Annotated in this window: 16 protein-coding genes; 10 read left to right on the forward strand and 6 right to left on the reverse strand. The window is 74.3% G+C overall.

The features are described 5' to 3' along the window. Window positions 1-89: 89 nt before the first annotated feature. Window positions 90-500, reverse strand: a complete 411-nt coding sequence (locus tag G011_RS0105250; protein WP_019607578.1) for a RidA family protein — start codon at window positions 498-500, stop codon at window positions 90-92. An 83-nt stretch (window positions 501-583) separates the two neighbouring features. On the opposite strand from G011_RS0105250, the gene G011_RS0105255 reads away from it, so the two are divergent. Then, complete coding sequence (locus tag G011_RS0105255) at window positions 584-967, forward strand: helix-turn-helix domain-containing protein (protein ID WP_019607579.1); 384 nt, start codon at window positions 584-586, stop codon at window positions 965-967. A 133-nt stretch (window positions 968-1,100) separates the two neighbouring features. On the opposite strand, the gene G011_RS0105260 is transcribed toward G011_RS0105255, so the two are convergent. Genes G011_RS0105260 through G011_RS0105280 form a run of 5 tightly spaced genes read right to left on the reverse strand, consistent with a single transcriptional unit; the run spans window position 1,101 to window position 6,785 of the window. Next, complete coding sequence (locus G011_RS0105260) at window positions 1,101-1,847, reverse strand: LuxR C-terminal-related transcriptional regulator (RefSeq protein WP_019607580.1); 747 nt, start codon at window positions 1,845-1,847, stop codon at window positions 1,101-1,103. A 56-nt stretch (window positions 1,848-1,903) separates the two neighbouring features. Continuing rightward, on the reverse strand, window positions 1,904-4,060 hold the full coding sequence (gene pabB / locus G011_RS0105265) for an aminodeoxychorismate synthase component I (RefSeq protein WP_019607581.1): 2,157 nt from the start codon (window positions 4,058-4,060) through the stop codon (window positions 1,904-1,906). Window positions 4,061-4,084: 24 nt separating this feature from the next. Continuing rightward, entirely contained in the window at window positions 4,085-5,632 is a 1,548-nt protein-coding gene (locus G011_RS0105270) for an AMP-binding protein (protein ID WP_231391380.1), read from the reverse strand. After that, window positions 5,626-6,189, reverse strand: a complete 564-nt coding sequence (locus G011_RS0105275) for a hypothetical protein (protein WP_019607583.1) — start codon at window positions 6,187-6,189, stop codon at window positions 5,626-5,628. Before G011_RS0105275 ends, G011_RS0105270 begins: the two co-directional genes overlap by 7 nt. Further along, window positions 6,168-6,785, reverse strand: coding sequence for a Phenylacetic acid catabolic protein (locus G011_RS0105280; RefSeq protein WP_019607584.1), 618 nt, complete (start codon window positions 6,783-6,785; stop codon window positions 6,168-6,170). The genes G011_RS0105275 and G011_RS0105280 overlap by 22 nt, the downstream gene beginning before the upstream one ends. Window positions 6,786-7,826: 1,041 nt before the next feature. On the opposite strand from G011_RS0105280, the gene G011_RS0105285 reads away from it, so the two are divergent. The 9 genes from G011_RS0105285 to G011_RS0105325 all read left to right on the forward strand — a co-directional run bounded on the left by G011_RS0105285 (window position 7,827) and on the right by G011_RS0105325 (window position 26,244). Continuing rightward, a complete protein-coding gene (locus G011_RS0105285; protein ID WP_019607585.1) occupies window positions 7,827-14,603 on the forward strand; it encodes a non-ribosomal peptide synthetase in 6,777 nt (2,258 codons plus the stop codon). Continuing rightward, a complete protein-coding gene (locus G011_RS0105290) occupies window positions 14,600-20,113 on the forward strand; it encodes a non-ribosomal peptide synthetase (RefSeq protein WP_019607586.1) in 5,514 nt (1,837 codons plus the stop codon). Before G011_RS0105285 ends, G011_RS0105290 begins: the two co-directional genes overlap by 4 nt. Next, window positions 20,110-21,213 carry an NAD(P)H-binding protein gene (locus tag G011_RS0105295; RefSeq protein ID WP_019607587.1) on the forward strand — a complete coding sequence of 368 codons (1,104 nt, stop codon included), beginning with the start codon at window positions 20,110-20,112 and terminating at the stop codon, window positions 21,211-21,213. The genes G011_RS0105290 and G011_RS0105295 overlap by 4 nt, the downstream gene beginning before the upstream one ends. Beyond that, window positions 21,210-22,343, forward strand: a complete 1,134-nt coding sequence (locus G011_RS0105300) for a Gfo/Idh/MocA family oxidoreductase (RefSeq protein ID WP_019607588.1) — start codon at window positions 21,210-21,212, stop codon at window positions 22,341-22,343. Before G011_RS0105295 ends, G011_RS0105300 begins: the two co-directional genes overlap by 4 nt. Next, on the forward strand, window positions 22,330-23,115 hold the full coding sequence (locus tag G011_RS0105305; RefSeq protein ID WP_019607589.1) for a thioesterase II family protein: 786 nt from the start codon (window positions 22,330-22,332) through the stop codon (window positions 23,113-23,115). The genes G011_RS0105300 and G011_RS0105305 overlap by 14 nt, the downstream gene beginning before the upstream one ends. A 40-nt stretch (window positions 23,116-23,155) precedes the next feature. Then, on the forward strand, window positions 23,156-23,539 hold the full coding sequence (locus G011_RS0105310; protein ID WP_019607590.1) for a nuclear transport factor 2 family protein: 384 nt from the start codon (window positions 23,156-23,158) through the stop codon (window positions 23,537-23,539). 154 nt (window positions 23,540-23,693) lie between these two features. Continuing rightward, window positions 23,694-24,698 (forward strand): daunorubicin resistance protein DrrA family ABC transporter ATP-binding protein, encoded by a 1,005-nt coding sequence (locus G011_RS0105315; protein WP_036552207.1) that lies wholly within the window; start codon window positions 23,694-23,696, stop codon window positions 24,696-24,698. After that, window positions 24,695-25,489, forward strand: coding sequence for an ABC transporter permease (locus G011_RS0105320; RefSeq protein ID WP_019607592.1), 795 nt, complete (start codon window positions 24,695-24,697; stop codon window positions 25,487-25,489). Before G011_RS0105315 ends, G011_RS0105320 begins: the two co-directional genes overlap by 4 nt. Continuing rightward, the gene (locus tag G011_RS0105325) at window positions 25,486-26,244 is read left to right on the forward strand and encodes an ABC transporter permease (RefSeq protein ID WP_019607593.1); all 759 of its coding nucleotides are present in this window, start codon (window positions 25,486-25,488) and stop codon (window positions 26,242-26,244) included. The genes G011_RS0105320 and G011_RS0105325 overlap by 4 nt, the downstream gene beginning before the upstream one ends. The last annotated feature ends 25 nt before the right edge of the window (window positions 26,245-26,269 follow it).

The raw sequence follows: 26,269 nt of genomic DNA on the forward strand, positions 1-26,269 counted from the left end.
GCCCCCGCGCCCGCGAACCGGCGACCGCCCCTTCCCACCCGGCGGGCGGGGACGTAACGTCCTCCGCCCGCCGCGCCCGGTGGCGGCCGTCAGTCGAGGACGGCCGTCGCCTCGACCTCGACGAGCACGTCGGGTTCGAAGAGGTAGTCCACGCCGATGAGCGACGAGGGCGGCAGCGGCGTCGGCAGACCGATCTCCTCGGCCACCTCGGCGACCCCCGCCATGAAGGCGTCGATCTTGCCGGGCTCCCACGCCGTGACGTAGAAGGTCAGCCGCAGGACGTCGTCGAACGTCGCTCCCGCCCCGGCCAGGCCCGCCGCGGTGTTGCGCAGCACCTGGGCCACCTGCCCGGCGAGGTCGCCCGGGGCCACCGGGGTCGCGTCGGCGCGGCGGGCGACCTGTCCGCTGACGTGCACGTGGCGCGTACCGGTGCCGACCGCGACGTGGTGGTACGGGGTGGGCTGCATCATGCCCTCGGGGGTGAAACGCTGAACGGCCATTGCCTGTGTCCTCGCTACTGGTACCGACTTGGTCTAATGTTGATACCTGGTATCAAAAGGAAACTTCAACGAAACCAGGTGTCATGACGGATACCGGGCAGACAGCCCACGACGACATCGGGATCACCGCGCCGCACCGCGAGCTCCTCAACCAGATCCTGGACAAGTGGTCGATGGAGGTGCTCAACGTGCTCTGCGAGCGCCCCTCGCGCTTCAACGAACTGCGCCGCGCGATCCCCTCGGTGACCCAGAAGTCGCTCACCGCGACCCTGCGCCGCCTCGAACGCAACGGCATCGTGCACCGCGCGGTGGTCGGCTCACGGCCGGTCGCCGTGGAGTACCGGATCACCCCGCTGGGCAAGACGCTCCGGCACCCGGTGGACGTGCTGCTCGACTGGATCTCGGCGCACACGCCCGAGATCGAGCGGGCACGCGAGCGCTTCGACCTCGAACAGGACGGCGACTGACGCCCGGGGCGGCCGGTGCCGGAAGGGCACGCCGCCGGGGCGGGCGCGGACACGCGCGGGACGGTACCGCCCGTGCCGCCGCGCCTCGACGGGCCGGGCCCGGGGCGGCGCCGGTACGGGACCCGGGGTCGCCTCAGTTCCCCCGCGCCAGGTGGTCGAGTCCGCACGCCGTCCCGCTCATCGCCTTGACCACGGCCATGGTCCGGTTGGTGCAGTCGAGCTTGGTCAGGACCTGCGCGACGTTGCGTTTGGCCCCGTGCAGGGAGATCCGCAGCTGTGCGGCGATCTCCTTGTTCTCCAGCCCGCGCGCCATGAGGGCCAGCGTCTGGCGTTCGCGTTCGGTCAGGCGGGTGGCCGGACCCGGCACGCCGTGCAGGCGCCGCCCGTGGGCGGCGGCCCGGTCGACCAGACCGGGGGAAAGGTAGACGCGGCCCCGTTCGAGCTGCCAGAAGGCGAAGTGCAGGTCGGCCGGGGACAGCTCGTCCACCGAGACCAGGGCGTCCGTGCCGGTCTCGTTGAGCGGGCACCCCGGTGAACGGTCGGACGCCGACAGCACGGACAGGTGTTTGCCCCGTGCCCCCCGGGCCGCCTCGCGCAGGGCCGCCGTGTCCTCGGCGCCGGACCGGCGGACGTGGAAGACGAAGTCCCATCTGCGCTGACCCAGGTGCGCGATGGCCTCGGCGGGACAGTCGAAGTGGGCCAGGACGCCCGCGGTGCAGTCCATGGAGCGCAGCGCGCGCAGGGTCGCCTCGGTACCGGGCGAGTCGGGCCCGACCACCATGGTCTCGTGCTCGCGGTCGCACAGGGGGATCAGGGGCGGGCCGTTCTCCGGGGCGCAGGGAACGGGAAGCTGGTCGACGTGCTCATGGGTGGAGGTCATAACGGCTCCTCGTGCTTGGCCGGTCGGATGGGAGAGCGGGGCGGGAACGCTGGCCGTCACCGCGCGGTGTCGCGGCTCGCGCGCGACGGCCGCGGGGAGGATCCGGGTTCGGAGTCGGCCGGTCCGGTCTCGTCCGCCCGGGTTCCGCACAGTCCGGCCCGGGCTTTGAGGACCATCTCCTGGAACTCGGCTTCGGGATCGGAGTCCAGGACGATGGCGCCCCCCGCTCCCACGGTCATCCGGCCGTCGGCGACCACCGCCGTGCGGATGACGATGTTCAGGTCGGCCGCCCCGCTCAGGGCGAAGTACCCCAGCGAGCCCGAGTAAACTCCGCGGGCCCGTCCCTCCAGGCGTTCGATGATCTCCATCGTGCGGAGTTTGGGGGCGCCGGTCATCGATCCGCCGGGGAAGCAGGCGCGTGCCGCCCCGACGGCCCCCACCCCCGGCCTGAGCCTGCCCTCGACCGTGCTGACGAGTTGGTGCACGGAGGTGTAGGACTCGACCTGCATGTAGCGGGGGACGCTCACCCCGCCCACCTCGCACACGCGTCCCAGGTCGTTGCGGACCAGGTCCACGATCATGAGGTTCTCCGCGCGCGTCTTGGGGTCCCGCGCCAGGGACGCGCGCAGCCGGGCGTCGGCGGCCGGATCGGGGTGGCGCGGCGCGGTCCCCTTCATCGGCTTGGACTCGGCGGTGCCGTCCTCGTCCACCCGCAGGAAGCGCTCCGGTGACGAGCACAGCACGCTCGCGGGCCCCGCGCGGAGGAAGGCCCCGTAGGGGGCCGGATTGGCCCGGCGCATACGCAGGTAGGTCTCCAAGGGGTCGCCCGAGCACGGGAGGCTGACCTCGTTGGTCAGGCAGATCTCGTAGCTCTCCCCCGCCCTGAGCTCCTCCAGGCAGGAGTGCACGTCCGCCACGTACCCCGCGCGCCGACGCCTCAGGAACGGCGTCGGCTCCACCGGGTCCGGGGCCGCGGGGGCGGGCCGGGAGTGCCGCACGCCTCCCCCCGCCAGCGCCTGGACGCTGTCCAGCCACTGGTCGGCCGCCTCCACCGAGGCGGGCAGGTCGCGACAGGAGGCCAGCAGCCAGGTGGCGCCGTCCCGGTGGTCGACGGCCACGGTCCTGGTGGCCGACATCCACAGCGCGTCCGGGGTGTGCGCGGTGTGGCGGTTGGGGGACCCGCAGTCCGCCTTGGCCTCGTAGCCCATGTAGCCCACGTAACCGCCGTTGAAGTCGAAGGGCAGCTCGCGTGGGGAGGGGGTGCGCGCGGCGGACAGGCGCGCCTCCAGCAGGTCGAAGACCGACCCCTCCTCGGTGTGCCTCGGGACGCCCTCCCCGTCGCCGACGCGCAGGCGGCCCGCACCGGCGTCGTAGGTCAGGACCTCGGCGTCCGGCCCCGACGGCGCCCCGAGGAAGGAGAAGCGGGAGAACCCCTCGACCGGGCGGCTGCTGTCGAGCCAGTAGGCGTACGGCAGGTCCGCGAACAGGAGGCGGAAGAGGTACTCGGCCTCCGGCGCGCGCTCCAGCCGCCGCCACCGCAGCAGCCAGGGCGTCCGGGGGCGGGTCTCCGGGGAGGGCGCGCGCCGCACCGCGGAGTCGGCGGCCCTCCCCTTCCCGAGCACCGATCCGCCGCGCGCCGTGGGGCGGGCCAGCGAGAAGAAGTTCCCCACCAGCCGGGCGCCGTGCTCGGTGGCGACCGACTCCGGGTGGAACTGCACCCCCCACCACGCGCGCCGGGGGTCGCTGACGCCCATGACGACGCCGTCCTCGGTCCGGGCGTCCACGTCGAGGTGCTCCTTCACCCCGTCCGGCAGGCACAGGGAGTGGTAGCGCACCGCCGGGAAGCCCTGGGGGAGGCCGGTGAACAGGTTGCGGCCGTTGTGCAGGACGCGCTCGACCGCGCCGTGCCTGGGCCGGGGCGAGGGGACGACGGGGCTGCCCGCCAGCCAGCCGAGGGCCTGGTGGCCCAGGCACACGCCGAGCACGGGCGCGCGTGTGCGGGTCAGGAACGCGGAGGCGTGTCCGAGGTCGGAGGGCCGGTCCGGGCGCCCCGGGCCGGGTGAGACCACCACGGCGTCGGGGTCGGGACCGGAGCCCAGGAGCCGCGGGTCGTCGTTGCGGCACACCTCGGGTTCGACCCCGGTCGTGGCCGCTATCAGCTGGAAGAGGTTGTAGGTGTAGGAGTCGTAGTTGTCGATGAGCAACGTGTGCATGGCTCTCCGAGCCGTTCTCACTGCTTACGGGAGTGGGGCGGGGCCCGCCGGCGGCGAGCCGGGGGCGCTCTGCGCGGGGTCGTGCCGGGAGGCGGCCGCCAGGGAGGCCCGGAGCTGGAACCGGCGGAGTTTGCCCGTGGGCGTCCTCGGCAGGTCGGGCACCAGGCGCACGCTCCGGGGCACCTTGTAGGGGGCGACCCGTCCGCGCAGACCGTCGATGAGTTCGCTCTCCAGCGTCTCGGCTGAGTCCGCGGAGGAGGCCGGGACCACGAAGGCGTGCAGGCGGGTGGCTCCCCGCTCGTCGGGCAGGCTGGTCACCGCCGCCTCCCGCACCCGGGGGTCGGACCGCAGCAGGTCCTCCACCTCCACGGGCGAGAAGGTGATGCCGCCGACCATCTCCAGGTCGTCGGTCCGGCCCCGGTGCACCAGGTCCCCGGACGGGAGCGCGGTCACCAGGTCGCCTGTGCGCAGCCAGCCGTCCTCGGGCAGGGTCCGCCGCGTGTCCTCGGGGAGGTTGAGGTAGCCCTGCATCAGGGTGGGCCCCGTGACGTGGAGTTCGCCGGTGCCGCCCGGGGCCACGGGGGCGCCGTCGCGGTCCAGCACCCGGACGCGGAACCCGGGCAGGACGCGGCCCACGGTGCCGGGCACGTCGCGCGAGACGGTGTTGGAGCAGAAGCCGTGCCCGGCCTCGGTCGATCCCAGCTGTTCCAGGAGGGGCACTCCGAGCAGGCCGCGCGCCCGCTCCCCCAGGTCGGGCGCCAGCCGCTCCCCCGCCGACACGGCCAGGCGCAGGCTGGCGAGGTCGGCGGGCGAGGCCTCGCGCACCAGGTTGGCGTAGAAGGAGGGCACCCCGTAGAGCAGGGTGACACCGTGCCGCGCCACCAGGCCGGCGACCTCGGCGGCCCCGGGCCGCCCGGCGGTGTACACCGCGGCCGAGCCCGACAGCAGCGGGAAGACGAAGGCGTTGCCGAAGCCGTAGGCGAAGAACATCTTCGACACCGACAGGGTCACGTCCGTCGGCCCCACGTCCGCCACGGGACGCCCCACCAGTTCCATGTACGAGGCGGGGTCGGCGCACCGGTGCACGACCCCCTTGGGCTGTCCGGTGGTCCCGGAGGTGTACTGCACGTACAGCGGGGCGTCCGGGCCCGTCGGCACGGGAGGGGCGGGGGCGCGGGTCGCGCCCTCCGCCAGGAGGGCGGCGCCGGTGAGCGCGGGCGCGTCCGGGAACCGCTCGTGCAGGTGTTCCTCGGCCAGGACGAGCACGGGAGCGCAGTCCGAGGCCATGTAGCGGTGTTCGCGCCCGGACAGGTCGGGGTTGACCGTGACCGCCACGGCCCCGATCCGCGCGCAGGCGAGGAAGGACACCACCCACGCCGCACCGTCCGGCAGGGCCAGCAGCACGTGGTCGCCCGGTCCGACCCCGCGCCCGGCCAGGACCGCGGCGCAGCGGGCGGCGGTCGCGTGCACCTGGCCGTGCGTCCAGACCGCGCCGTCCTCCAGGCAGGCGGGGCGGTCGCGCCATCCGCGCTCCCCGCACAGGCGGGACAGGTCGTGGGCGAGGTTCAACACGTGCGCGCCCGGGTGTGCGCGGCCTCGGGCCCGGGCGCGGCGAACAGCGCACGCGTCCCGGGGCCGCGGTAGGCGGTGGCCACGAGCGCGCCGTCCACACGGCCCAGCGGCCACCAACCGTCCGCCAACAGGGACTCCAGGCCCTCCCGGTCGGGGTCGCCGCACAGGGCGGGTCCCACCAGTCGGCAGGCGAGCCAGAGCAGGGCGCCGGAGACGGCGTGTGCGTCCACGTCCTCGTCGTCCGCGGGGTCCAGACAGGGCGTGCACAGGAGCATGGTCATGTGCAGTGCCAGTTCCAGGTCGGCGCCGCGTCCGGCGTCGAGCAGACGGGTCCGGGCGCGGTCACTGCGTCGCTCCACACCGGCGACCCACGCGGGGTCGACCCGGTCCGCCAGGCTCAGCGCCTCCGCCAGGCCGACCGCCCGGCCCCTCCCCGCGACGGGGACCGCCCTACCCCCGCACAGGCCGCGGAGCAGCGCACCGACCCGGGGGCCGCCCGCGCCCAGCAGGGCTTCGGTGTCCTCGGGGGGACGGTTCAGTTCATAGAGCCGTTCCATGTCTGCTTCACCTCGGGAAAGACCAGGTTCAGATCGTCCTCGACGATGGACCGGGCGCGCTCGGAGAAGATCCGCCGGCACTCGTCGTTGGTCAGCCGCTTGATCCCCCAGCGGCGGAACCGTGCGTTGTTGGGCGAGTCGCTGCGCCCGAAGAAGGTCATCGTGACCGGGACCATGCCGTCCACGACGCGCTGCATCTCCCCGCGTCGGGCGGGGTCACGGGCCAGCCTGCGCGAGCCGTCCCGCCCGAAGCGCACGTGGAAGCGCTCCTCGGGCATCAGGGAGACGCACAGGTCGCGCAGCGGCCGGTAGGAGCAGGAGCACAGGTCCTCCATCAGGACGATCTCGGCGAGGTCGATCAGCGCCTTGGACAGGACGTACTCCGGCCAACTGGACAGCTCCTCCTCGAACACCGTCAGGGGCGGACGCGTGTAGGGGTCCTCCAGGGAGAGCGCGGCGGCCAGTTTGTTGAACTGCAGGTGGTGGCCGTACTCCTCCATCGCCATCCGGCAGGCCAGCCACTTGTCCTTGGCGGTGGGCGCGTGCGCGATGGAGGGTTCGTCGAACGCGGCCGCTCCGGCCCTCTCGTTGCGCACGTGGCTGTTGATGATCTTTCCGAGGCACTCGACGTATTCGTCTCCGAGCGCGAATGCCTCCTCGGGCCCCCCGATCTCACCGGGCTCTGGGACCGGAGGTTTTTCTCTATATGAGGAAATGATCGCAGGCACCTCCCTGGCGCACTCTGGGTCTACCATAATTCAATATATGAAGACTCTGTTCAGGCGCAAGTGCCCATATGGCTACCAAGGTTTGCATAAATTAGGCATGCCTTCCCTTGCTTCTCGTCCGCCGTTTGCCCGGAACTATAGGATTGGCCCTTGCGTTTCACTTCTTTGGGTCGCTTTCCCTACTCTGAGTAACGAAAAGGAAAGCGGTTTCGCCCGTCCCACCGGAACGGCCCCGCCGATCGCCGCACCACCGTCGGGAACCCGCCCCGGGGACTCCGCGCAGGTCATCGCACCCGCGGACTCGCCCGCCGCGGCTCCGGCGGCTCAGCACACGGACCTCGGCGCCACCACCGCGGTCCCCTGTTCCGTAAGGGATTCGGTCCACGATGACGGACCGGCACGAAGGAGCTGACCCGCTCACGGCCACCCCGGCCCGTGCGTCGGCGCGGACCCGGGCCCGGCGGGGCCCACGCGGGCCGGACCGGCGCACGGAAACGTCCGCGGCCGGTTCCACGCCCGTGCGCGCCGCCCCGGCGAAGCACACGGAAAAGGGTTCTCCGTGTCGGTCGAAAGCCCTCTGAGCAGGGGCGCTCCTCCTCCGGTCGGCACAGGCCGGAGCCCGCCCGGCAGGAGGTACCGGTGGCCGGCGCGAGGCCCCTGAATGGTTAAGGCCAAGCATGGCGGTGTTTTCTCTCCGGGCCTCCGGGTAACCGGATTAGGGGGTTGAAGACCCACTCCGCACTTGGCACGATTGGCGATGTGTTAAACAGCGAACGAGACGCGGACACGCTTTGTGTCCTCGTCCAGGGTAAACGGCACGGAATTGGAAGTATCGAGGCCGGGATCGGCAGAAGCATTTCCCTGTCGCCCTCTCGGGTCCGTGTCCTGCAACCCTTCCACGGCGGTCCCGTGTACGTCCTCGTGGAGGACGACGGGCACGGCGGCGACCACCGGTCGGCCGCCCGCCGGGTGCGCGCGGCCACCGCCGACGCCCACGGGTTCGTCCCCGACGGTGTGGTCGTGCTGCCGCGCGGCGCGGTCGCGGACCGCGACGACGCGGAGGCACCGGTGCCCGCGCGGATACTGCACTCCGCGCTGGACGGGGCCCTCCACACGGACTTCCTGCCGGTCGCCGCGACCGGCGCACCCGCCCCCGGGGCCCACGCGCCGGCACCGCCCGCCCCCTCCCGACCGGTGGACGTCGAGGAGGTGCGCGAGACGGTGGCCGCGCTGCTGGGCCGCCCCCTCTCCGAGGTCGGACCCGAGGACGACCTCATCGGTCTGGGCATCGACTCACTGCGCACGATGCAGTTCGCCAACGACCAGAGGGCGAAGGGGTTCGGCGTACGGTTCCCCGACCTCTTCGCCCGCCCCACCGTGCGCGCGTGGACCGAACTGCTCGCGCTCTCGCCCGGCACGGGCTCCCCGGACGGAGCCGGTCCGGCCGCGGCCGAGGGCGAACCCTTCCCCCTGACGCCCGTGCAGCACGCCTACTGGATCGGACGCCGCGACGACCAGGTCCTCGGCGGCGTCGCCTGCCACTTCTACGTCGAACTCGACGGCCGCGGGCTGCGCCCCCGGCGCCTGGAGAGGGCGTTGCGCGCGCTGATCCAGCGGCACCCCGCACTGCGCACGGCCTACACCGACGACGGCGGGCAACGGGTCCTCCCCGAGCCCCGCGTGGAGCCGCTGGAGACCGACGACCTGCGCCACCTCGACCAGGCGGAGGCCGACCGGCGCCTGGAGGAGCGCAGGGAGCGCCTCTCCCACCGCCTTTTGGACATCGCCTCCGGGCAGGTGCTCGCAGCCTGCCTCTCCCTGCTGCCGGACGGCGGGCACCGGCTGCACCTGAACTTCGAGCTGCTGGCCACCGACGTCCAGAGCATCCGCATCGCCCTCGTCGAACTCGCGGAGCTCTACCGCAGCCCCCGGGACGAGCTGCCCCCGCTCGGCACGGACTTCGCGAGCTACCTCGCCGCGCGGGAGAGTCGCCGGGCCCCCTCCCGTGACGCGCACCGCGACTACTGGGCGTCGCGGGTACCCGAACTGCCCGGTCCGCCGCAGCTGCCGCTGGCGGCCGATCCCGCCCGGGCGGGTGCTCCGCGTTTCGAGCGGCGCGAGCAGTGGCTCGGCCCCGAGCGCCGGGAACGGCTGGCCGGACTCGCCCGGGCGCACGGGGCCACGGTGCCGATGGTCCTGGCCGCCGCGTTCGCCGAGGTGGTCGGCGCGTGGAGCGCCACACCCCGTTTCCTGCTCAACCTGCCCCTGTTCGACCGCGAGGCCTTAGACGGGGCGGGGGCCGGTGTCGAGGGGGTCGTGGCCGACTTCACCAACCTCGTCCTGGTGGCGTTCGACCTCACCGGCACCGCCTCCTTCGCCGACCGGGTGGCCGCCGCCCAGGCGTGTCTGCGCGAGCACGTCGCCCACTCCGACTACAGCGGTGTGGAGGTGCTGCGCGACCTGACCCGGCGGGGCGGGCCGCCCGCCCCCGCTCCCGTGGTGTTCACCAGCGCCGTCGGCATGGGCGAGCTGATCGAACCGCGGGTCCGCGAGGTTCTGGGTGAGACGGGGTGGATGATCTCCCAGACGCCGCAGGTGTGGCTGGACCACCAGGTGGTGGAGCGCGACGGCGGTCTAGCCCTGGTGTGGGACGCGGTGTCGGGCCTGTTCCCCGAGGGCGTGCTGGACGCGATGTTCGACGCCTACGGCCGCGTGCTCGAACAGGTCCTGGCGGGCGACTGGTCGACACCGGTGGTCGCCGTACCGACACGGGACCACCTGGCGGTGAGGAGACGGGTCAACGAGGCCGCCATGGCCGCCTCGCCGCTGACGGACGGTGTGGCCGCCGGTGCGGGCCTGTTGCACGGCGGTTTCTTCGCCCGGGCCGAACGCGAACCCGACCGCGTCGCCGTGGTCTGGGACGGGGGCCGGTGGACCTACGCCGAACTGGCCGAACGCGCCCTGCGCACCGCGGCCCACCTGAGCGAGCGGGGAGCCCGCCCCGGCGACACCGTCGCGGTGAGCCTGCCCAAGGGCCCCGACCAGGTCGCGGCGGTCCTGGGCGTCCTCGCCGCGGGCTGCGCCTACGTACCCGTGGGAGTGGACCAACCCGCCCTGCGCCGCGAACGCATGCTGCGCCGCGCCGACGCCGCACTGGTCCTGGACGACCTGGAACCGGTGTCGAAGACGCGGCCGTGGGACGGCCCGACCGAGGTCTCCCCGGAGGCGTCGGCGTACGTGATCTTCACTTCGGGGTCCACGGGTGAGCCCAAGGGTGTGGAGGTGACCCACCGGGCGGCGGTGAACACCGTGACCGATGTGTGTACGCGCTTCGGCATCGGCCCCGACGACCGGGTGCTCGCCGTGTCGGCACTGGACTTCGACCTGTCGGTCTTCGACGTGTTCGGCCTGCTCGGCGTCGGCGGCGCGGTGGTCGTACCCGCGGAGGAGCAGCGGCGGGACGCCGCCGCCTGGTGCGGGGCCGTCAGCCGACACGGCGTGACGGTCTGGAACACCGTCCCCGTCCTCGCCCAGATGCTGACGGAGACGGCGACCGGTGTCCCGGAGTCCCTGGCGGGGCTGAGGGTGGTCATGGTCTCCGGTGACTGGGTCCCGCTGGACCTGCCCCGGAGCATCGAGGACCTGGCCCCCGGTTGCCGTTTCGTGGCGATGGGCGGGGCGACCGAGGCCGCGATCTGGTCCAACTACGAGGAAGTCGGGGAGCTCGAACCGGACTGGCCCTCGATCCCCTACGGCCGCCCCCTGTCCGGCCAGTGCTTCCGGGTCGTGGGACCCGACGGCCGTGACCGACCCGACTGGGTACCCGGTGAACTGTGGATCGGCGGCGCGGGCGTGGCCGTGGGCTACCGGGGCGACCCCGCCACGACGGCCGCCCGCTTCGTCACCGACGAGCGGGGAGTGCGGTGGTACCGCACCGGCGACCAGGGACGCTACCGGCCCGACGGACGACTGGAGTTCCTGGGCCGCGACGACCACCAGATCAAGATCCGGGGCCACCGGCTGGAGTTGGGAGAAGTCGAGGCCGCCGCACGCGCCCACCCGGGGGTGGGCACGGCCGCGGTGGTGGTCTCCCCCGCACCCTCACCCCGCCTGGTCGCGTTCGTGACGGTGACCGGAGGAAGCACGGCACCGGAGGCCCTGCGGGACTTCCTCGCCGAGCGGCTGCCCGAGCACGCCGTCCCCGCCCACGTGGTGACGGTGCCCCGGATCCCGCTCAACGCCAACGGCAAGGTCGACCGGGCCGCCCTGACGGCCCTGGCCGGAGAACAGGTCGGACGAACCGCCGCGACCGGCGCACCGCCCGAGGGCGCGACCGAACGGGCGGTGGCCGACGTCTGGGCCGACCTGCTCGGCCTGGACACCGTCAACCGCGACGACAACTTCTTCACGCTCGGCGGGGACAGCCTCCTCGCCACCCGCATGATCGTCCGCCTCAACGACCGGGGGCTGCGCGGAGCGGACCTGGGCCTGCTGTTCTCCGCCGGTTCGCTGCGGGAGTTCGCCCGGGGACTGCGGGACGGGACCGGCGAAGCGGGCTTCAGCGCTCCGGTCGCACGCCCCGAGGAGCGCCACGAACCGTTCCCGCTGACCTCGGTGCAGCAGGCGTACCGGATCGGCCGCGGCGACGACTTCGCGCTCGGCGGGGTCGACTGCCACTTCTACACCGAGTACGACGGTGCCGACATCGACCTCGCACGGCTGGAGGAGGCCTGGAACCTGCTCATCTTGCGTCACGACATGCTGCGGGCCGTGCTCACCCCGGACGGACGCCAACGCGTCCTCCCCGAGGTGCCCCGGTTCACCGTCCCGGTCACCGACGCCTCCGACGAGGACGCCGGTCAGGCCCTGGCGGACCTGCGCGCGGCCATGTCCCACCAGCTCATCGACCCGCAGACCTGGCCGCTGTTCGACCTGCGCGCGGTGCGCTACGGCGGCGGAAGGGTCCGTCTGGGCCTGAGCATCGACGCGCTCACCGTGGACGCGCTCAGCGCGATGATCCTCCTGGGCGAGCTGGACCGCCTCTACGCCGACCCGAACGCCCGGTTGGCACCGCTCGGGCTCACCTTCCGCGACTACGTGCTGGGCGTGCACCCGTCCCCGGAGCGACGGGAACGCGCCGAACGCCACTGGGCCGCCCGGGTCCGCGCCCTGCCCGGTCCGCCGGAGCTGCCGCTGGCGACCGACCCCTCTCTCGTGCGGGCCCCGCGCTTCGAGCGGCGCGAGCAGTGGCTGGACACCCGCGAACGGGAGGCCCTGCTCGCCGCGGCCCGGGCCCACGGGGTCACCGCCTCGGCCGTGCTGGCCACGGCGTTCTGCGAGACGCTCGGCGCCTGGAGCGCGAACCCGCACCTGACGATCAACCTCACCCTGTTCGACCGCCGCGACGTCCACCCCGACGTCGGGTCCCTGGTCGGCGACTTCACCTCCCTGCTCCTGGCGGGCTACCAGCCCGAACCGGAGGACAGCTGGGCCGAGCGCGTCACGCGCCTGCACCGCCGGATGGGACAGGACCTGGACCACAGCGAGGTCACCGCCCGATGGGTCCTGTCCGAACTGGCCCGCCACCGGGGCTCCCTGGACGTGTCCATGCCCGTGGTCTTCACCAGCACGATAGGCGCGACCGGAACGGGCGACGCGGCCGTACGCCCCTCCTTCGCCGAGCCGGTCTGGGGTGTGTCCCAGACGCCGCAGGTGTGGCTGGACCACCAGGTGGTGGAGCGCGACGGCGGTCTGGCCCTGGTGTGGGACGCGGTGTCGGGCCTGTTCCCCGAGGGCGTGCTGGACGCGATGTTCGACGCCTACGGCCGCGTGCTGCGCCAACTGCTGGACGGCGACTGGACGCGGCGTCCGGTGCACACTCCCCCGCCGGAGCAGCTCCTCACGCGTGAGCGGGTGAACCGGATCGCGGCCGACACCCCGGTGCGTCCGGCTTCGGACCTGTTGCACGGCGGTTTCTTCGCCTGGGCCGAACGCGAACCCGACCGCGTCGCCGTGGTCTGGGACGGGGGCCGGTGGACCTACGCCGAACTGGCCGAACGCGCCCTGCGCACTGCGGCCCACCTGAACGAACACGGCGCCCGCCCCGGCGACACCGTCGCGGTGAGCCTGCCCAAGGGCCCCGACCAGATCGCGGCGGTCCTGGGCGTCCTCGCCGCAGGCTGCGCCTACGTACCCGTGGGAGTGGACCAACCCGCCCTGCGCCGCGAACGCATGTTCCACCGCGCCGACGCCGCACTGGTCCTGGACGACCTGGGCCCCGCCCTGGCGGCGAAGCCCTGGAAGCGACCGGCCCGGGTCGGGGCGGACGCGTCCGCCTACGTGATCTTCACCTCCGGCTCGACGGGCGAACCGAAGGGTGTGGAGGTGACCCACCGGGCGGCGGTGAACACCGTGACCGATGTGTGCGCACGCTTCGGCATCGGCCCCGACGACCGCGTCCTCGCCGTGTCGGCACTGGACTTCGACCTGTCCGTCTTCGACGTGTTCGGCCTCCTCGGCGTCGGCGGCGCGGTGGTCCTGCCCACCGAGGAGCAGCGGCGGGACGCCGCCGCCTGGTGCAGGGCCGTCAGCCGACACGGCGTGACGGTCTGGAACACCGTCCCCGTCCTCGCCCAGATGCTCGTGGAAGCGGCCGTCGGCGCACCGGAGTCCCTGGCGGGGCTGAGGGTGGTCATGGTCTCCGGTGACTGGGTGCCCCTGGACCTGCCCGGGCAGGTCACGCGGGCGGCTCCGGACTGTCGTTTCGTGGCGATGGGCGGGGCCACCGAAGCCGCGATCTGGTCCAACTACGAAGAGGTCGGGGAGCTCGAACCGGACTGGCCCTCGATCCCCTACGGCCGCCCCCTGTCCGGCCAGTGCTTCCGGGTCGTGGGACCCGACGGCCGTGACCGCCCCGACTGGGTACCCGGCGAGCTGTGGATCGGCGGCGCGGGCGTGGCCGTGGGCTACCGGGGCGACCCCGCCACGACGGCCGCCCGCTTCGTCACCGACGAACACGGCACACGCTGGTACCGCACCGGCGACCAGGGACGCTACCGGCCCGACGGACGACTGGAGTTCCTGGGCCGCGACGACCACCAGATCAAGATCCGGGGCCACCGACTCGAACTCGGGGAGGTCGAAGCCGCCGCACGCGCCCACCCGGGAGTGGGCACGGCCGCGGTCGTGGTCTCCCCCGCACCCTCACCCCGCCTGGTCGCGTTCGTGACCGCCGTGGAGGGCCGGGAGGCTCCGGACTCGCTGCGGGACTTCCTCGCCGAACGGCTGCCCGAGCACGCCGTCCCCGCCCACGTGGTGACGGTGCCCCGGATGCCGCTCAACGCCAACGGCAAGGTCGACCGGGCCGCCCTGACGGCCCTGGCCGGGCAGCAGGCCGGGAACGCCGCCGCCGCGGGCGCACCGCCCGAGGGCGCGACCGAACGGGCGGTGGCCGACATCTGGGCCGACCTGCTCGGCCTGGACACCGTCAACCGCGACGACGACTTCGTCGCGCTCGGCGGGGACAGCCTCCTCGCCACCCGCATGACCGAGGCCCTGCGCCGCCGCTTCGGCGCCGAACTGCCCCTGCGCCGCGTCTTCGAGGCGCCCACGGTCCGGGGCCTGGCCGCCCTGCTGGACCGCGGCCCGTCCTCAGCCGACCACGAGTTCGAGGAAGGAACCCTATGACTTCCGACAACGGAGGCCACGCACAGCTCCTCGCCGAGCTCCACGACCTCGGGGTCCACCTGTGGGTGGAGGAGGGACGGCTGCGCTTCCGCGCGCCCCGGGGGGTCCTGGACCCGGCTCTGCGCGAGCGCCTGAGCGCGCGGAGGGAAGGGCTGATCGCCTGCCTCCAGGAGGCCTCGGACGCGGTCCGCCACGACGCGGAGGGCCGCCACGACCCCTTCCCGCTGACCGACGTCCAGTCCTCCTACCTCCTGGGCCGGGGAGGGGCGTTCGACTACGGCGGCTCCCCCTGCCAGGTCTACGCCGAGATGCCCGTGCGCGACCTTCGCCCCGACCGCCTCCAATGGGCGTGGAACGCGCTGGTGCGCCGCCACGACATGCTCAGGGCCGTCGTGGACCCCGAAGGCCACCAGCGGGTGCGGCCCGAGGTCCCCGAGTACACCGTCGCCGTGGAGGACGTGCGCGGGCGGCCCCCGCAGGAGGTGCGCGCGCGCCGCCTGCGCGTCCGGGAGCAGATGGACCACCGCGTCTACGAGCCGGGCACGTGGCCGATGTTCGACGTGCGCGTCACCCGGGCCGACGACGGCGACCTCCTGCACGTCTCCATCGACTTCCTCACCGCCGACTACGCCAGCGTGCGCGTCCTGGTGCGCGAACTCGACCTCCTGCACCGCGACCCGGAGGCCGAACTGCCGGAGCTCGGCATCACCTTCCGCGACCACCTGCTGGCCGAGCACCGCCTGCGCGAGGGGCCCGTGTACGAACGCGACCGCGCCTACTGGGCGCGGCGCGTGGACAGCCTCCCCCCGGGACCGGAGCTCCCCGTGCTTCCCGGGGCCGCCCGCGGTGCGCCGGGCCGGTTCGACCGGTGGGAGACCGGGCTGGACCCCGACGCCTGGCGGAGCCTCCAGGAACAGGCCCGGGCACGCGGCATCACCCCGTCCACCGCCGTCCTCGCGGCGTTCTCCGAGGTCGTCGGGGCCTGGAGCGCCGCACCGGCCTTCTGCCTCAACCTCACCCTGCTCAACCGCAACGCCCACCACCCCGACGTGGACCGCCTGGTCGGCGACTTCACCTCCGTGAACCTGCTGGAGCTGCACACCGACTCCGCCGGTTCCTTCACCGGGCGCGCCCGCGCCGCGCAGGAGCAGCTCCTGACCGACCTCGAACACCGCTCCTTCAGCGGTGTCGAGGTCATCCGCGAGACGGCCCGCACACGCGGCCCCGGCGCCTCCCTCATGCCGGTCGTCTTCACCAGCACCGTCGGGATGGAGGAGGCGGAACAGCGGGAACCGGGGACCCTCGGCACCCCGACCTACGGGCGCAGCCAGACCCCCCAGGTGTGGATCGACGCCCAGGCCGTCGCCGAGGAGGGCCGCCTGTCGGCACGGTGGGACGTGCGCCGGGGAGTGCTGCGCGAGGGTGTCGTGGAGGCGATGTTCGCCGCCTTCGACGGTCTCCTGGGCCGCCTGGCCGAGGGAGGGGCCTGGGACGAGGCCGCGCCGGTGGCGCTGCCCGCGGACCAGGCCCGGACCAGGCTCGCCGCCAACGACACCGCCGCTCCCCTGCCCGAGGGGCTGCTGCACGAGGACGCCGTCGCCTCCGCCCGGGCCCACCCCGAGCGCCCGGCCCTGGTGTGCGGAACACGCGTCCTGACCCACGGCGAGGTCCTGTCCCGGGCCGTCCGCCTGGCCGACCGGCTGCGGCGGGAGGGGCTGCGCCGCGGGGACGTCGTCGCCGTGGTCATGGACAAGGGCTGGGAGGAGGTCGTGGCCGTCCTCGCCGTCCTCCTGGCCGGAGGCGCCTACCTTCCCGTGGACGCCCGGCAGCCCGCGGCCCGCCGCGGGCTCCTGCTGGGCGACGCCGGGGCGGGCCTCGTCCTGGCCCAGCCGTGGACGGCCGACGGAGCCGCGGCCGGTACCGGCGCCCGGGTCCTGACCGTGGACGACGACGGTGCGGACTCCGTCCCGGAACCGTCGGACGTGCCGGACCCGACCGGCGCGGGCCCGGACGACCTGGCCTACGTCATCTACACCTCGGGCTCCACCGGAAGGCCCAAGGGCGTGATGGTCTCCCACCGGGCCGCCCTCAACACGCTGCACGACGTGCGCGGGCGCTTCGGCGTCACGGCCGACGACCGCGGCATCGCCCTGGCCTCCCTCGGCTTCGACCTGTCGGTCTTCGACGTCTTCGGGCTCCTCGGCGCCGGGGCCTGCCTCGTCCTGCCCGACGCCGACCGGCGGGGGGACCCCTCCCACTGGGCCGAGCTGGTCGAGCGCCACGGTGTCACCGTCTGGAACTCCGTACCCGCCCAGATGCAGATGCTGGAGGACCACCTCGCCTCCGGAGGCGGCCGGGACGTCGGCAGCCTGCGGCTGGCCATGCTCAGCGGGGACTGGATCCCCGTCGCCCTGCCCGACCGGATCCGCCGCCGGGCGCCCGGCCTGCGGGTGGTCTCCCTCGGCGGAGCCACCGAGGCGGCCGTGTGGTCCATCGCCTTCCCCGTCGACGAGGTCGACCCCGCCTGGGCCTCCATCCCCTACGGGAGGCCGCTGGCCAACCAGACCTTCCACGTCCTCGACCACGCCCTGCGCGACCGCCCCGACCACGTGCCGGGCGAGCTGTACATCGGCGGGGCGGGACTGGCGTCGGGCTACCTGGGCGACCCGGAGCGGACCGCGGACAGGTTCGTGACCCGCCCCGGGAGCGGGGAGCGCCTCTACCGCACCGGCGACCTGGGCCGCTACCGCGGCGACGGCACGATCGAGTTCCTGGGCAGGAGCGACCGCCAGGTCAAGGTGCGCGGCCACCGCATCGAACCCGGGGAGGTCGAGGCCGCCCTCATGGAGGCGCCGGAGGTCGGCGCGGCCGTCGTGCTCCCCGTCGGGGACAGCCCGCTGACCCGCAGGCTCGCCGCCTTCGTCCAACCCGCCCCGCTTCCCGGCGCGGTCCGCCCCGACCTCGGCGCCGAGCGCGCGCGGGCGCACGCCCGCGCCTCCGCGGCCGTCGGCGACGTCGACCCGGAGGAGACCGCCGCGTTCATGTCCCGGCTGGACGACGCCTGCCGCCAGGGCATGCTGCACGCCCTGGCGTCCCAGGGGGTCCTCGCCGACCCCGGGCGCGGGCACACAGTGGACGAGATCGCGGACGCCACCGCCGCCGCGCCCCGCCACCACCGGCTGCTGCGCCGCTGGCTGCTGGCGCTCGAACGCGACGGACTGCTGCGCAGGGAGGGCGACCTGCTCAGCGCCGGCCTCCCGTTCGACCCCGGTGCGCGGGACCGCGCCTGGGCGCACGCGATGCGGCTCCAGCGCGAGGACGCCTACCCCCGGCTGCTCCTGGACTACTTCCGCCAGAGCCTGCTGCGGCTGCCCGAACTGCTGCGCGACGACACCGACCCGCTGCCCCTGCTGTTCCCCGAGGGGCGTGTGGACGTCTCCCACGCCGCCTACCGCGACAACGTCATCAGCCGCTACGTCAACGCCGCCGCGGTGGAGAGCGTGGTCGGCGCGGCCTCGGCCTTCGGCCCCGACCGGCCCTGCCGGGTGCTGGAGGTCGGCGCGGGCGTGGGCGGCACCAGCAGTGAGCTGATCCCGCGCCTGACCGGCGCCCACGTCAGGTACACCTTCACCGACGTCTCCCAGTTCTTCCTCAACGAGGCCCGGGCCCGCCACGGCGACCTGCCGTGGGTGGACTACGGGCTGTTCGACATCAACCGGGAGCCGAGGGAGCAGGGCCTGGCGCCCAACAGCCACGACGTCGTGGTCGCCGCCAACGTGCTGCACAACTCGCGCGACGCCGGGCAGGTGCTGGAACGCCTCGCGGGCCTGCTCGCTCCCGGTGGGCGGCTCGTGTTCATCGAGACCACCCGGGAGAACCTCCAGATCATGACCTCGATGGAGTTCATGATGCCCGAGGACGACCCGCGGGAGTGGGACTACCGGGACGAGCGCCGGGGCACCGACCAGACCTTCCTGTCCGTCGCGCAGTGGAGCAGGCTGCTCGCGGAGTCGGGCGCGGACGCCACGGCGGTGCTGCCCGGCCCGGACGACCCCGCCGACTCCCTGGGCCAGCACGTCTTCACCGCCGTGTACAAGAGCGACCGGGCGCACCCGCGCCCCGCCGAACTGGGCGCGCGACTGGCCGCCGCGCTGCCCGCCCACATGGTGCCCGCGAGCGTGACCGTGCTGGACTCCCTGCCGCTGACCTCCAACGGCAAGGTCGACGCCGAACGCCTGGCGGGGGCGCTGCCCGGGGCCTCCGGCGGCGGCGGAGACGCCGCCGAGGAGCCCCGCGAAGGCCTGGAGGAGCGGATCGCGCGGGTCTGGCTCGACCTGCTGCCGGTCTCCCGTGTGGGCCGCAACGAGGACTTCTACCAGTTGGGCGGGGACTCCCTGCTCATCGCCCAGGTCGCCGGGCGGATGCGCGAGAGCGTCCCCGAGGTCGGGGCCCACTACTACGACACCGTCCTGCGGACCCTGCTCAACCACCCCACCGTCTCCGGGTTCGCCGCGGCCCTGGGGGAGGACGCCGGGACGGCCGCGCCCGCCGGTTCCGGACGGCGCTCCCCCGGGTTCTCACTGGTGGGCACGGGCGGATCCGACACGGAGGCCACCCGCGTCCTGGTCCACGACGGCACGGGCACGCTCAACCCCTACCGGTCGCTGTCGCCCCTGCTGGCCGCGGACGGCCCGCTCCTGGGGATCGCGCTGGACGGCGGCCGGATCGACGACGACCCCCCGGAGGGGCACATCGACCGGTTGGCCGCCGACTACGCCGAGTCCCTGCTCCGCGAGGGGGACCGCTTCCACGTGGTCGGCTACTGCATGGGCGGGCTGCTGGCGACCGAGGTCGCGCGCAACCTCACCGAGGCCGGGGCCGACGTGGCCAGCCTGAGCATCATCAGCAGCTACCGGCTGCCCCACGATGTCCGCGACGAGCTCGTCCTGGAGTTCGTCTTCGCCCGAGTGCTGGGCGCCGACACCGCCAAGCTGGGCTACCCCGACGACGCGGTGCTCGCCCGGGCCTTCGACGCCGTCCTGGCGCGGACGCCGGGACGGGTGCCCGAGGGCGCGCTGGCCCGGCTCCCCGAGGAGGAGGGCCTGGCCGACGCGGCGCGGGCGTTCCGGGCCCTCGCCGACAAGGGGGCCGCGGCCCGTTTCCAGACGATGGCCGAAGCGGTGGGTCCGGGGCTCGCGGGCGAGGACGTCGCGGCGCTGTACCCGGTGTACCGCCACAGCATGGCCGCGGTGGCGGCGCACCGGCCCCAGCCCTACGCGGGCGACGCCGTCTTCCTGCGGGAGGCCTCCGACACCAGGTTCCTGCCCTGGTTGCGCCAGGACATGACGCGGTTCTGGCGGGACCTGTGCCTGGGCGAGCTGACGGTGCAGGACGTGCCCGGGGACCACTTCTCCTGTCTGCGCGAGCCGCACGTGGACACGACCGCGCGGCTCCTCCTCGCGGCGGGCCGACGCGCGCCGCACGGCACGGGACGGAGGGGGCCGCGATGACCCGCGTGGGCGTACTCGGCGGTGCGGGGGCGGTCGGTTCCGCGCTGCTGGCGCGGCTGGCCGGTACCGGGGCGCGCCTGACGGCGGGCGTGCGCGACCCCGGCCGCCTGTCCGACCCTCCCCCCGGGGCGGCCGTGCGCGTGGTCGACGCCGAGGACCCCGCGGGGCTGGCGGAGTTCTGCTCCTCCCACGACGTGGTGGTCAACTGCGCGGGCCCCTCCGCTCTCCTGGGGGACCGGATCCTGCGGGCCGCGGCCGCGGCCGGCGCCCACTACGTGTCAGTGGGGGACGACGGACGCGACCACCTCTCCCCCGCGGGACCGGACGACCCCGCCCCGGCGCCGGGCCGCTGCGCCCTGCTGGGGGCGGGCCTGCTGCCGGGGCTGAGCACACTGCTGCCCCGCGTCCTGGCCGACGGCTTCGACCGGGTGACGGACATGACGGTCCACTCCGGCGGCCTGGAGCGCTTCACCCCGGCGGCCGCGCGCGACTACGTCGCGGGGCTGGCCTCCGGCGCGGACCGCTCGCTGGCGGCCTGGCGCGGCGGCCGCCGTGTCGCGGGCGCCCTGCGGCCCGAGGCGGACGCGCGGCTGCCCTTCCTGCCCCGGCCCGTGTCCCTGCACCCCTTCCTGAGCCCCGAGGCCGAGCGCCTGGCACGCGCCCTGTCCCTGGAGCGCCTGGACTGGTGGCACGTCTTCGAGGGGACGCGCACCACCGACGCGCTCGCCGGGACGCGGGGCCGGGGCGTCACCGACCCCGACGCCCTGGCGGACCTGCTCGTGCGCGCCTCCGGCCTGGAGGTGTTCGGCCGCACCCAGTACCAGGCGCTGGTGCTGCGGGCCGGGGGCCGGATCGGCGGCCGTGAGCGTACCCGGGTCCTCGCGCTCACCGGCGCGGGCCCGGCCCTGAGCGCCGAGGCCGCGGCCCTGGCGGTGCGGTTCGCGGCCGGGGGCGGGGCGGCGGACGGAACGCACTGGGCGGGCGAGGCGCTGCCGACCGCCGGGGTCCTCGACGGCCTGCGGGACGCGCCCGGAGTCGCGTTCCTGCGCCTCACCGACGACGATGACGCGCACTCTGGAGTCGAGGAGGGGGTCCTGTGACAGGCACCGGAGACGGGCGCGGCGAGACCGTCGTGTGCGGGACCGGCTTCGGCCGCGTCTACCTCGCCGCCCTGCGCGACCACCCCGACCTGCGCCTGGCCGGGGTCCTGGCCCGGGGCAGCGCGAGGTCGGCGGAGTGCGCCCGCGCGGCCGGGGTCCCCCTGTACACCTCCGTCGACGACCTGCCCGCGAGCGTGCGCTTCGCCTGCGTCGCCGTCTACGCCGGGGTCAACGGCGGACCGGGCAGCGAGCTGGCCCGCGCCCTGCTGCGCCGGGGGGTGCACGTGATCCAGGAGGGCCCGCTGCACCACGACGAACTCGCGGCCACCCTGGGCGCGGCCCGCGAGGGCGGGGCGGCCTACCGCGTCAGCACCCACTACGACCGGGTCGCCCCGGTGCGCCGCTTCCTGGGCGGGGTGCGCGCGCTGCGCTCGCTCCAGCCGCTGCGCTACGTCGAGGTCGTCTGCGGCCTCCAGGTGCTCTACCACGCCCTGGACGTCGTCGGCGCGGCCGTGGGCCGGTGGCGACCCTGGTCCTTCACCGCCGCGACCGGCGCGGACGCCACCGGGGCGGGCGGGCCGTTCCGCACGGTCGAGGGCGCGGTCGGCGGGGTCCCGGTGACCCTGCGGGTGCAGAACCAGCTCAACCCCGCCGACCCCGACAACCACGCCCACGTCCTCCTGCGCGTGACCGCGGGGGCCGACGGCGGCCATCTGCTGCTCGCCAACGCCCACGGCCCGGTCCTGTGGAGTCCCCGGCCGCACTTCCCCCGCTCCGGCCGGGAGCTGGCCGACTACGGCGACGCCGAGGCCGCGCATCTGGACCTGCCCAGCGTCCAGCCGTGGGGACCCGCCTCGGCGCCCGGGTACCGGGAGATCCTCACGGGGCTCTGGCCGCGGGCCGCCGAGCTGGGGCTGGCGGAGCTGAGCCGGGCGGCCGACGCCGCCGAGGACGCCCTGCGCCGCGGGCAGTACCACCTGACCCTGTCCCGGGTCTGGCAGGAGGCCTCCGCCCCCTTGGGCCGGCCGGAGCCGCTGCACGAACCCGAACCGGTGCCGCTCTCCCTGGAGGAGCTGCGCGCACGCGTGCCGTCCGAGGCCGAGGAGGAACACCGCCGTGTCCGTACCTGAGGCGACCGCGGCCGGTCTGCGCCGTCTGAGCGCTCCGGCCGGGCCCGGCGCCGTCTCGGTGGTGTGCTTCCCGCACGCCGGCGGGACCGCCGGCTTCTTCCGCCCCTGGGCCAGGCTGGTGCCGGACCGGGCCGTGCTGCACGCCGTGCAGTACCCCGGGCGCCAGGACCGCATCGCCCATCCCCCGGCCCGCGACATGGACGGGCTGGTACGGCCGCTGGCCGAGGCGCTGGCCCCGGCCGCGGGCCCCGACCTGGTGCTCTTCGGGCACAGCATGGGGGCCGCCGTCGCCTACGAGGTCGCGCGTGCGCTGGAGGCGCGCACCGGTCGCGCGCTGGGGTCCCTGGTCGTGTCCGGCCGCCCCTCGCCCCGGACGCAGCGCGACACCGCCGTCTCCGCCGGAGGGGAGGCCGCCGTGCTGGAGGACGTGCGCAGGCTCGGCGGCACCGATCCGGCGCTGTTCGGCGACGAGCAGGTGCGCGACCTGGTCCTGCCCTCCATCCGGGCCGACTACGCGCTCATCGAGGGGTACGGCCCGCGCCCCGGGCCGCCGCTGGCCACGCCGGTCCTGGCCGTCCGGGGCACCGAGGACCCGGAGGTGACCGCGGAGGAGGCGCGGGACTGGGCCGCGGTCACCCACGGGGAGTTCCGCTCGGCGGGGTTCCCCGGCGGGCACTTCTACCTCATCGACCGGCCGGGGGACGTCGTCGGGGCGCTGCTCGCGCAGGTGGGCCTGGCCCCGGCCGACGACCCCTGGCCCTCCACGCCCTGAGAACCGCGACGAGAACGCCGAGAAAAGGAAAGAGAGAACGATGTCCGACAACACCGCCGACGCCCTGCTCAAGGAACTGTTCGACCTGGAGCACCGCGGATGGGAGGCGATCTCCAGCGCGAACGCGGACTTCTACCGAGAAATGGTCACCGATGACACCGTCGTCGTCGAACACGACGGCGTCGGAACCGGACAGGACCTCGTGGAGGAGATCGAGGCCAATGACAGCCCGTTCGTCGGATTCACCCTGGAAAATCCGAAACTGGTACGCATCACCGACGACAGCGCGGTCCTGACCTACCGGGCCACCGCGGAGGTCACCGGCCGCGACATGGTCTACCGCCTGTACATGACCAGCGTCTACGCCCGCAGGGACGGGGCCTGGCGGCTGCTGTTCCACCAGCAGACGCCCGTCTCGTCCTGATCGGCGCCGCCCGCGGCGGGTCGCCGTCCCGGCGGCGATCCGCCTTTCGCGACCCTTTCTTCGCGAGGCTTCGGCTGTGGCATCATGGCAGCCCCCGCCGCGGGGAAAAAGGGCGTGACGGGTTCACCAGAGAACGCAAGGAGGCGACCACCGAGTGGGTGTCCAGGGAATACGGGTCGAGGAAATCGGAAAGACGTTCGGAAAGGTGACCGCGCTCGACGGGGTCACCTTCGACGTGCCCCCCGGAACAGTGACCGCGCTCCTCGGACCCAACGGCGCCGGAAAGACCACGCTCGTCCACTGCCTCTCCACGCTGCTCGTCCCGGACCGCGGGACGGCGGTCGTCGACGGACACGACGTGCGCACCGACCCCGCCGGGGTGCGCTCCTCCCTCGCCCTCACCGGCCAGTTCGCCGCGGTCGACGAGGTCCTGACCGGCCGAGCCAACCTGATGCTCTTCGCCCGGCTGCTGCGGCTGCCCCGGGCGAGGGCCAAGGCCAGGGTCGGGGAGCTGCTCGACCGGTTCGGCCTGTCCGACGCCGCGGACGCCTCCGTGGGCTCCTACTCGGGCGGGATGCGGCGGCGCCTGGACCTGGCCGCCAGCCTCATCGTGGAACGGCCGGTCCTGGTCCTGGACGAGCCCACCACCGGCCTCGACCCCCGCACGCGCGGCGACCTGTGGAACGTGGTGCGCGAGCGCCGCGACGCGGGCACCACCGTCCTGCTCACCACCCAGTACCTGGAGGAGGCGGACCGGCTCGCCGACCGCGTCGTGGTCGTGGACCGGGGAGGACTCGTCGCCGAGGGTTCCCCTGAGCAGCTCAAGGCGCGGGTCGGCGGATCGGTGTGCGAGGTGCGGGTCCCCCCGGAGGAGCGCGGGCGCGCCCGGGAACTGCTGCGCTCGGAGGCGGCCGGGGTCCAGGAGGAGGACGGCGCGCTGATCGTCCCGGCGCCGGACGCGGGCACGGTGGCCCGCCTGGCCCGCGCCCTGGACGGGGCGGGGATCGAACCCGAGGTGCTCAGCCTGCGCAGACCCACCCTGGACGAGGTCTTCCTCCACCTGACCGGAAACCCGCCCGAGGGCGCGCAGGCGTCCACCGGCGGCCCGGCCCGGGACGCGGAGGCGCCCGCCGGCGGAACCGGGGAGGGATCGCGGTGAGCGCTCCACCGACCGCGGCGGCGACGGAGCAGGGACTGGGCAACCTCCTGGCCCAGGGGGCGGCCACGGCCGGGCGCAACATCCGCGCCCGGGCCGACGCGGGCACCCTGGTGACCCTGGGGGTGTTCCCGGCCGTCTTCGTCTTCGGCTTCCTGCTGCTCTTCGGCAGGCTGCTCGGGCAGCAGGGCGTCGACTACGCCCAGTTCCTGCCGCCCGCGATCATCGTGCAGTGGATGTTCTCGGTGGCCAACAGCGCGGCGCCGATGCTCGCCGCCGACCGGCGCGACGGCCTCATCGCCCGTTACCGCTCCATGCCGGTCAACCGGGGCGCCCTGCTGGTCGGACGCTTCCTGGCGGACACCGTCTGGGCCCTGGTCTCCGTGGCGGTCATCCTGCTGTGCGGGTTCGTCGCCGGTTTCCGGTTCGGGGGCGGAGTGCCCGCCGCGCTCGGCTTCGTCGCGCTCGCGGTGCTGTTCGGGCTGGTGCTGACCGCGGGGACCAGCGCCGTCGGGCTGGCCTCACGCGACCCCGAGTCGGTGTCGGCCGCCCTCAACCTCGTCTACCTGCCCCTGCTGATGCTGTCCACGGCGTTCGTACCGGCCGAGGCCTTCCCCGGCTGGCTCGAACCGGTCATCGCCGCCTCGCCGGTCTCGGTGGTCATCGACGCGCTGCGCGCGCTCGCCACCGGCGAGGGCGTGGCCGGGGCCGTGGCGCCCGCCCTGGTGTGGACGGCCGCGCTGGGCGCCGTCTTCTCGTGGGCGGCCGTCCGCTCCTTCCGGAAGGCGGTGTGACCGTGCTGTACGACAGCGCCCTGCTCGCGGGCCGGGGACTGCGCAGGTTCCTGCGCAGCCCGCAACTGCTCGGGGACGCCTTCGGGTTCCCCCTCATCCTGCTCGTCACCCTCCTGGTGATCTTCGGCGAGGTCGTCTCGGGTGCCACGGGCGAGTCCTACGTCGCGCGACTGGCTCCGGCCATCGTGTTGTTCGGCACGGCCTACGCCTGTGTCGGCACCGGGGTCGGCTACCACACCGACGTGCGCACCGGATTCCTCGACCGGCTGTACACCATGCCGCTGTCGCGTCCGGCGCTGCTGGCCGGGCGGCTTCTGGGCGACCTGGCACGGCTGCTGACCGTGGCGGTGGTGACGGTGGCCGCGGCGTACCTGTTCGGCTTCCGCTTCACCGTCGGCTTCTGGGCCGCGCTCGCCTTCTTCGGCGTGGTCATGGCCTTCGCCTGGATGTTCCTGTGGCTGGCGCTGGTGGTGGCGCTGCGCGCCCGGAGCGAGCAGGCGGTGTCGGGCGCGCTCACCTCGCCCATCACCCTGCTGCTCCTGCTGTCGTCGGGGCTGGTCCCGCTGGAGGCGTTCCCGCCCGCCGCCCAGCCGGTCATCCGGCTCAACCCGATGTCGAGCACCCACGAGGTCCTGATGGGGCTGTCGGCGGGCGGGCCGGTGGCCGCCCCCCTGGCGATCAGCGCCCTGTGGTTCGCCGCGGCCACGGCCCTGCTGGCGCCCCTGGCCCTGAGGTCCCTGCGGCGCCGGGCCTGAGCGGCCCGGGCCCACACGTGAGGAG

Source organism: Nocardiopsis sp. CNS-639 (genome assembly GCF_000381685.1).
Lineage (GTDB): Bacteria > Actinomycetota > Actinomycetes > Streptosporangiales > Streptosporangiaceae > Nocardiopsis > Nocardiopsis dassonvillei.

Coding starts and splice junctions, on each gene's coding strand:
- G011_RS0105290 (WP_019607586.1), top strand. CDS start 14,600: ATGACTTCCGACAACGGAGGCCACGCACAGCTCCTCGCCGAGCTCCAC.
- G011_RS0105260 (WP_019607580.1), bottom strand. CDS start 1,847: ATGACCTCCACCCATGAGCACGTCGACCAGCTTCCCGTTCCCTGCGCC.
- G011_RS0105275 (WP_019607583.1), bottom strand. CDS start 6,189: ATGGAACGGCTCTATGAACTGAACCGTCCCCCCGAGGACACCGAAGCC.
- G011_RS0105310 (WP_019607590.1), top strand. CDS start 23,156: ATGTCCGACAACACCGCCGACGCCCTGCTCAAGGAACTGTTCGACCTG.
- G011_RS0105255 (WP_019607579.1), top strand. CDS start 584: ATGACGGATACCGGGCAGACAGCCCACGACGACATCGGGATCACCGCG.
- G011_RS0105250 (WP_019607578.1), bottom strand. CDS start 500: ATGGCCGTTCAGCGTTTCACCCCCGAGGGCATGATGCAGCCCACCCCG.
- pabB (WP_019607581.1), bottom strand. CDS start 4,060: ATGCACACGTTGCTCATCGACAACTACGACTCCTACACCTACAACCTC.
- G011_RS0105295 (WP_019607587.1), top strand. CDS start 20,110: ATGACCCGCGTGGGCGTACTCGGCGGTGCGGGGGCGGTCGGTTCCGCG.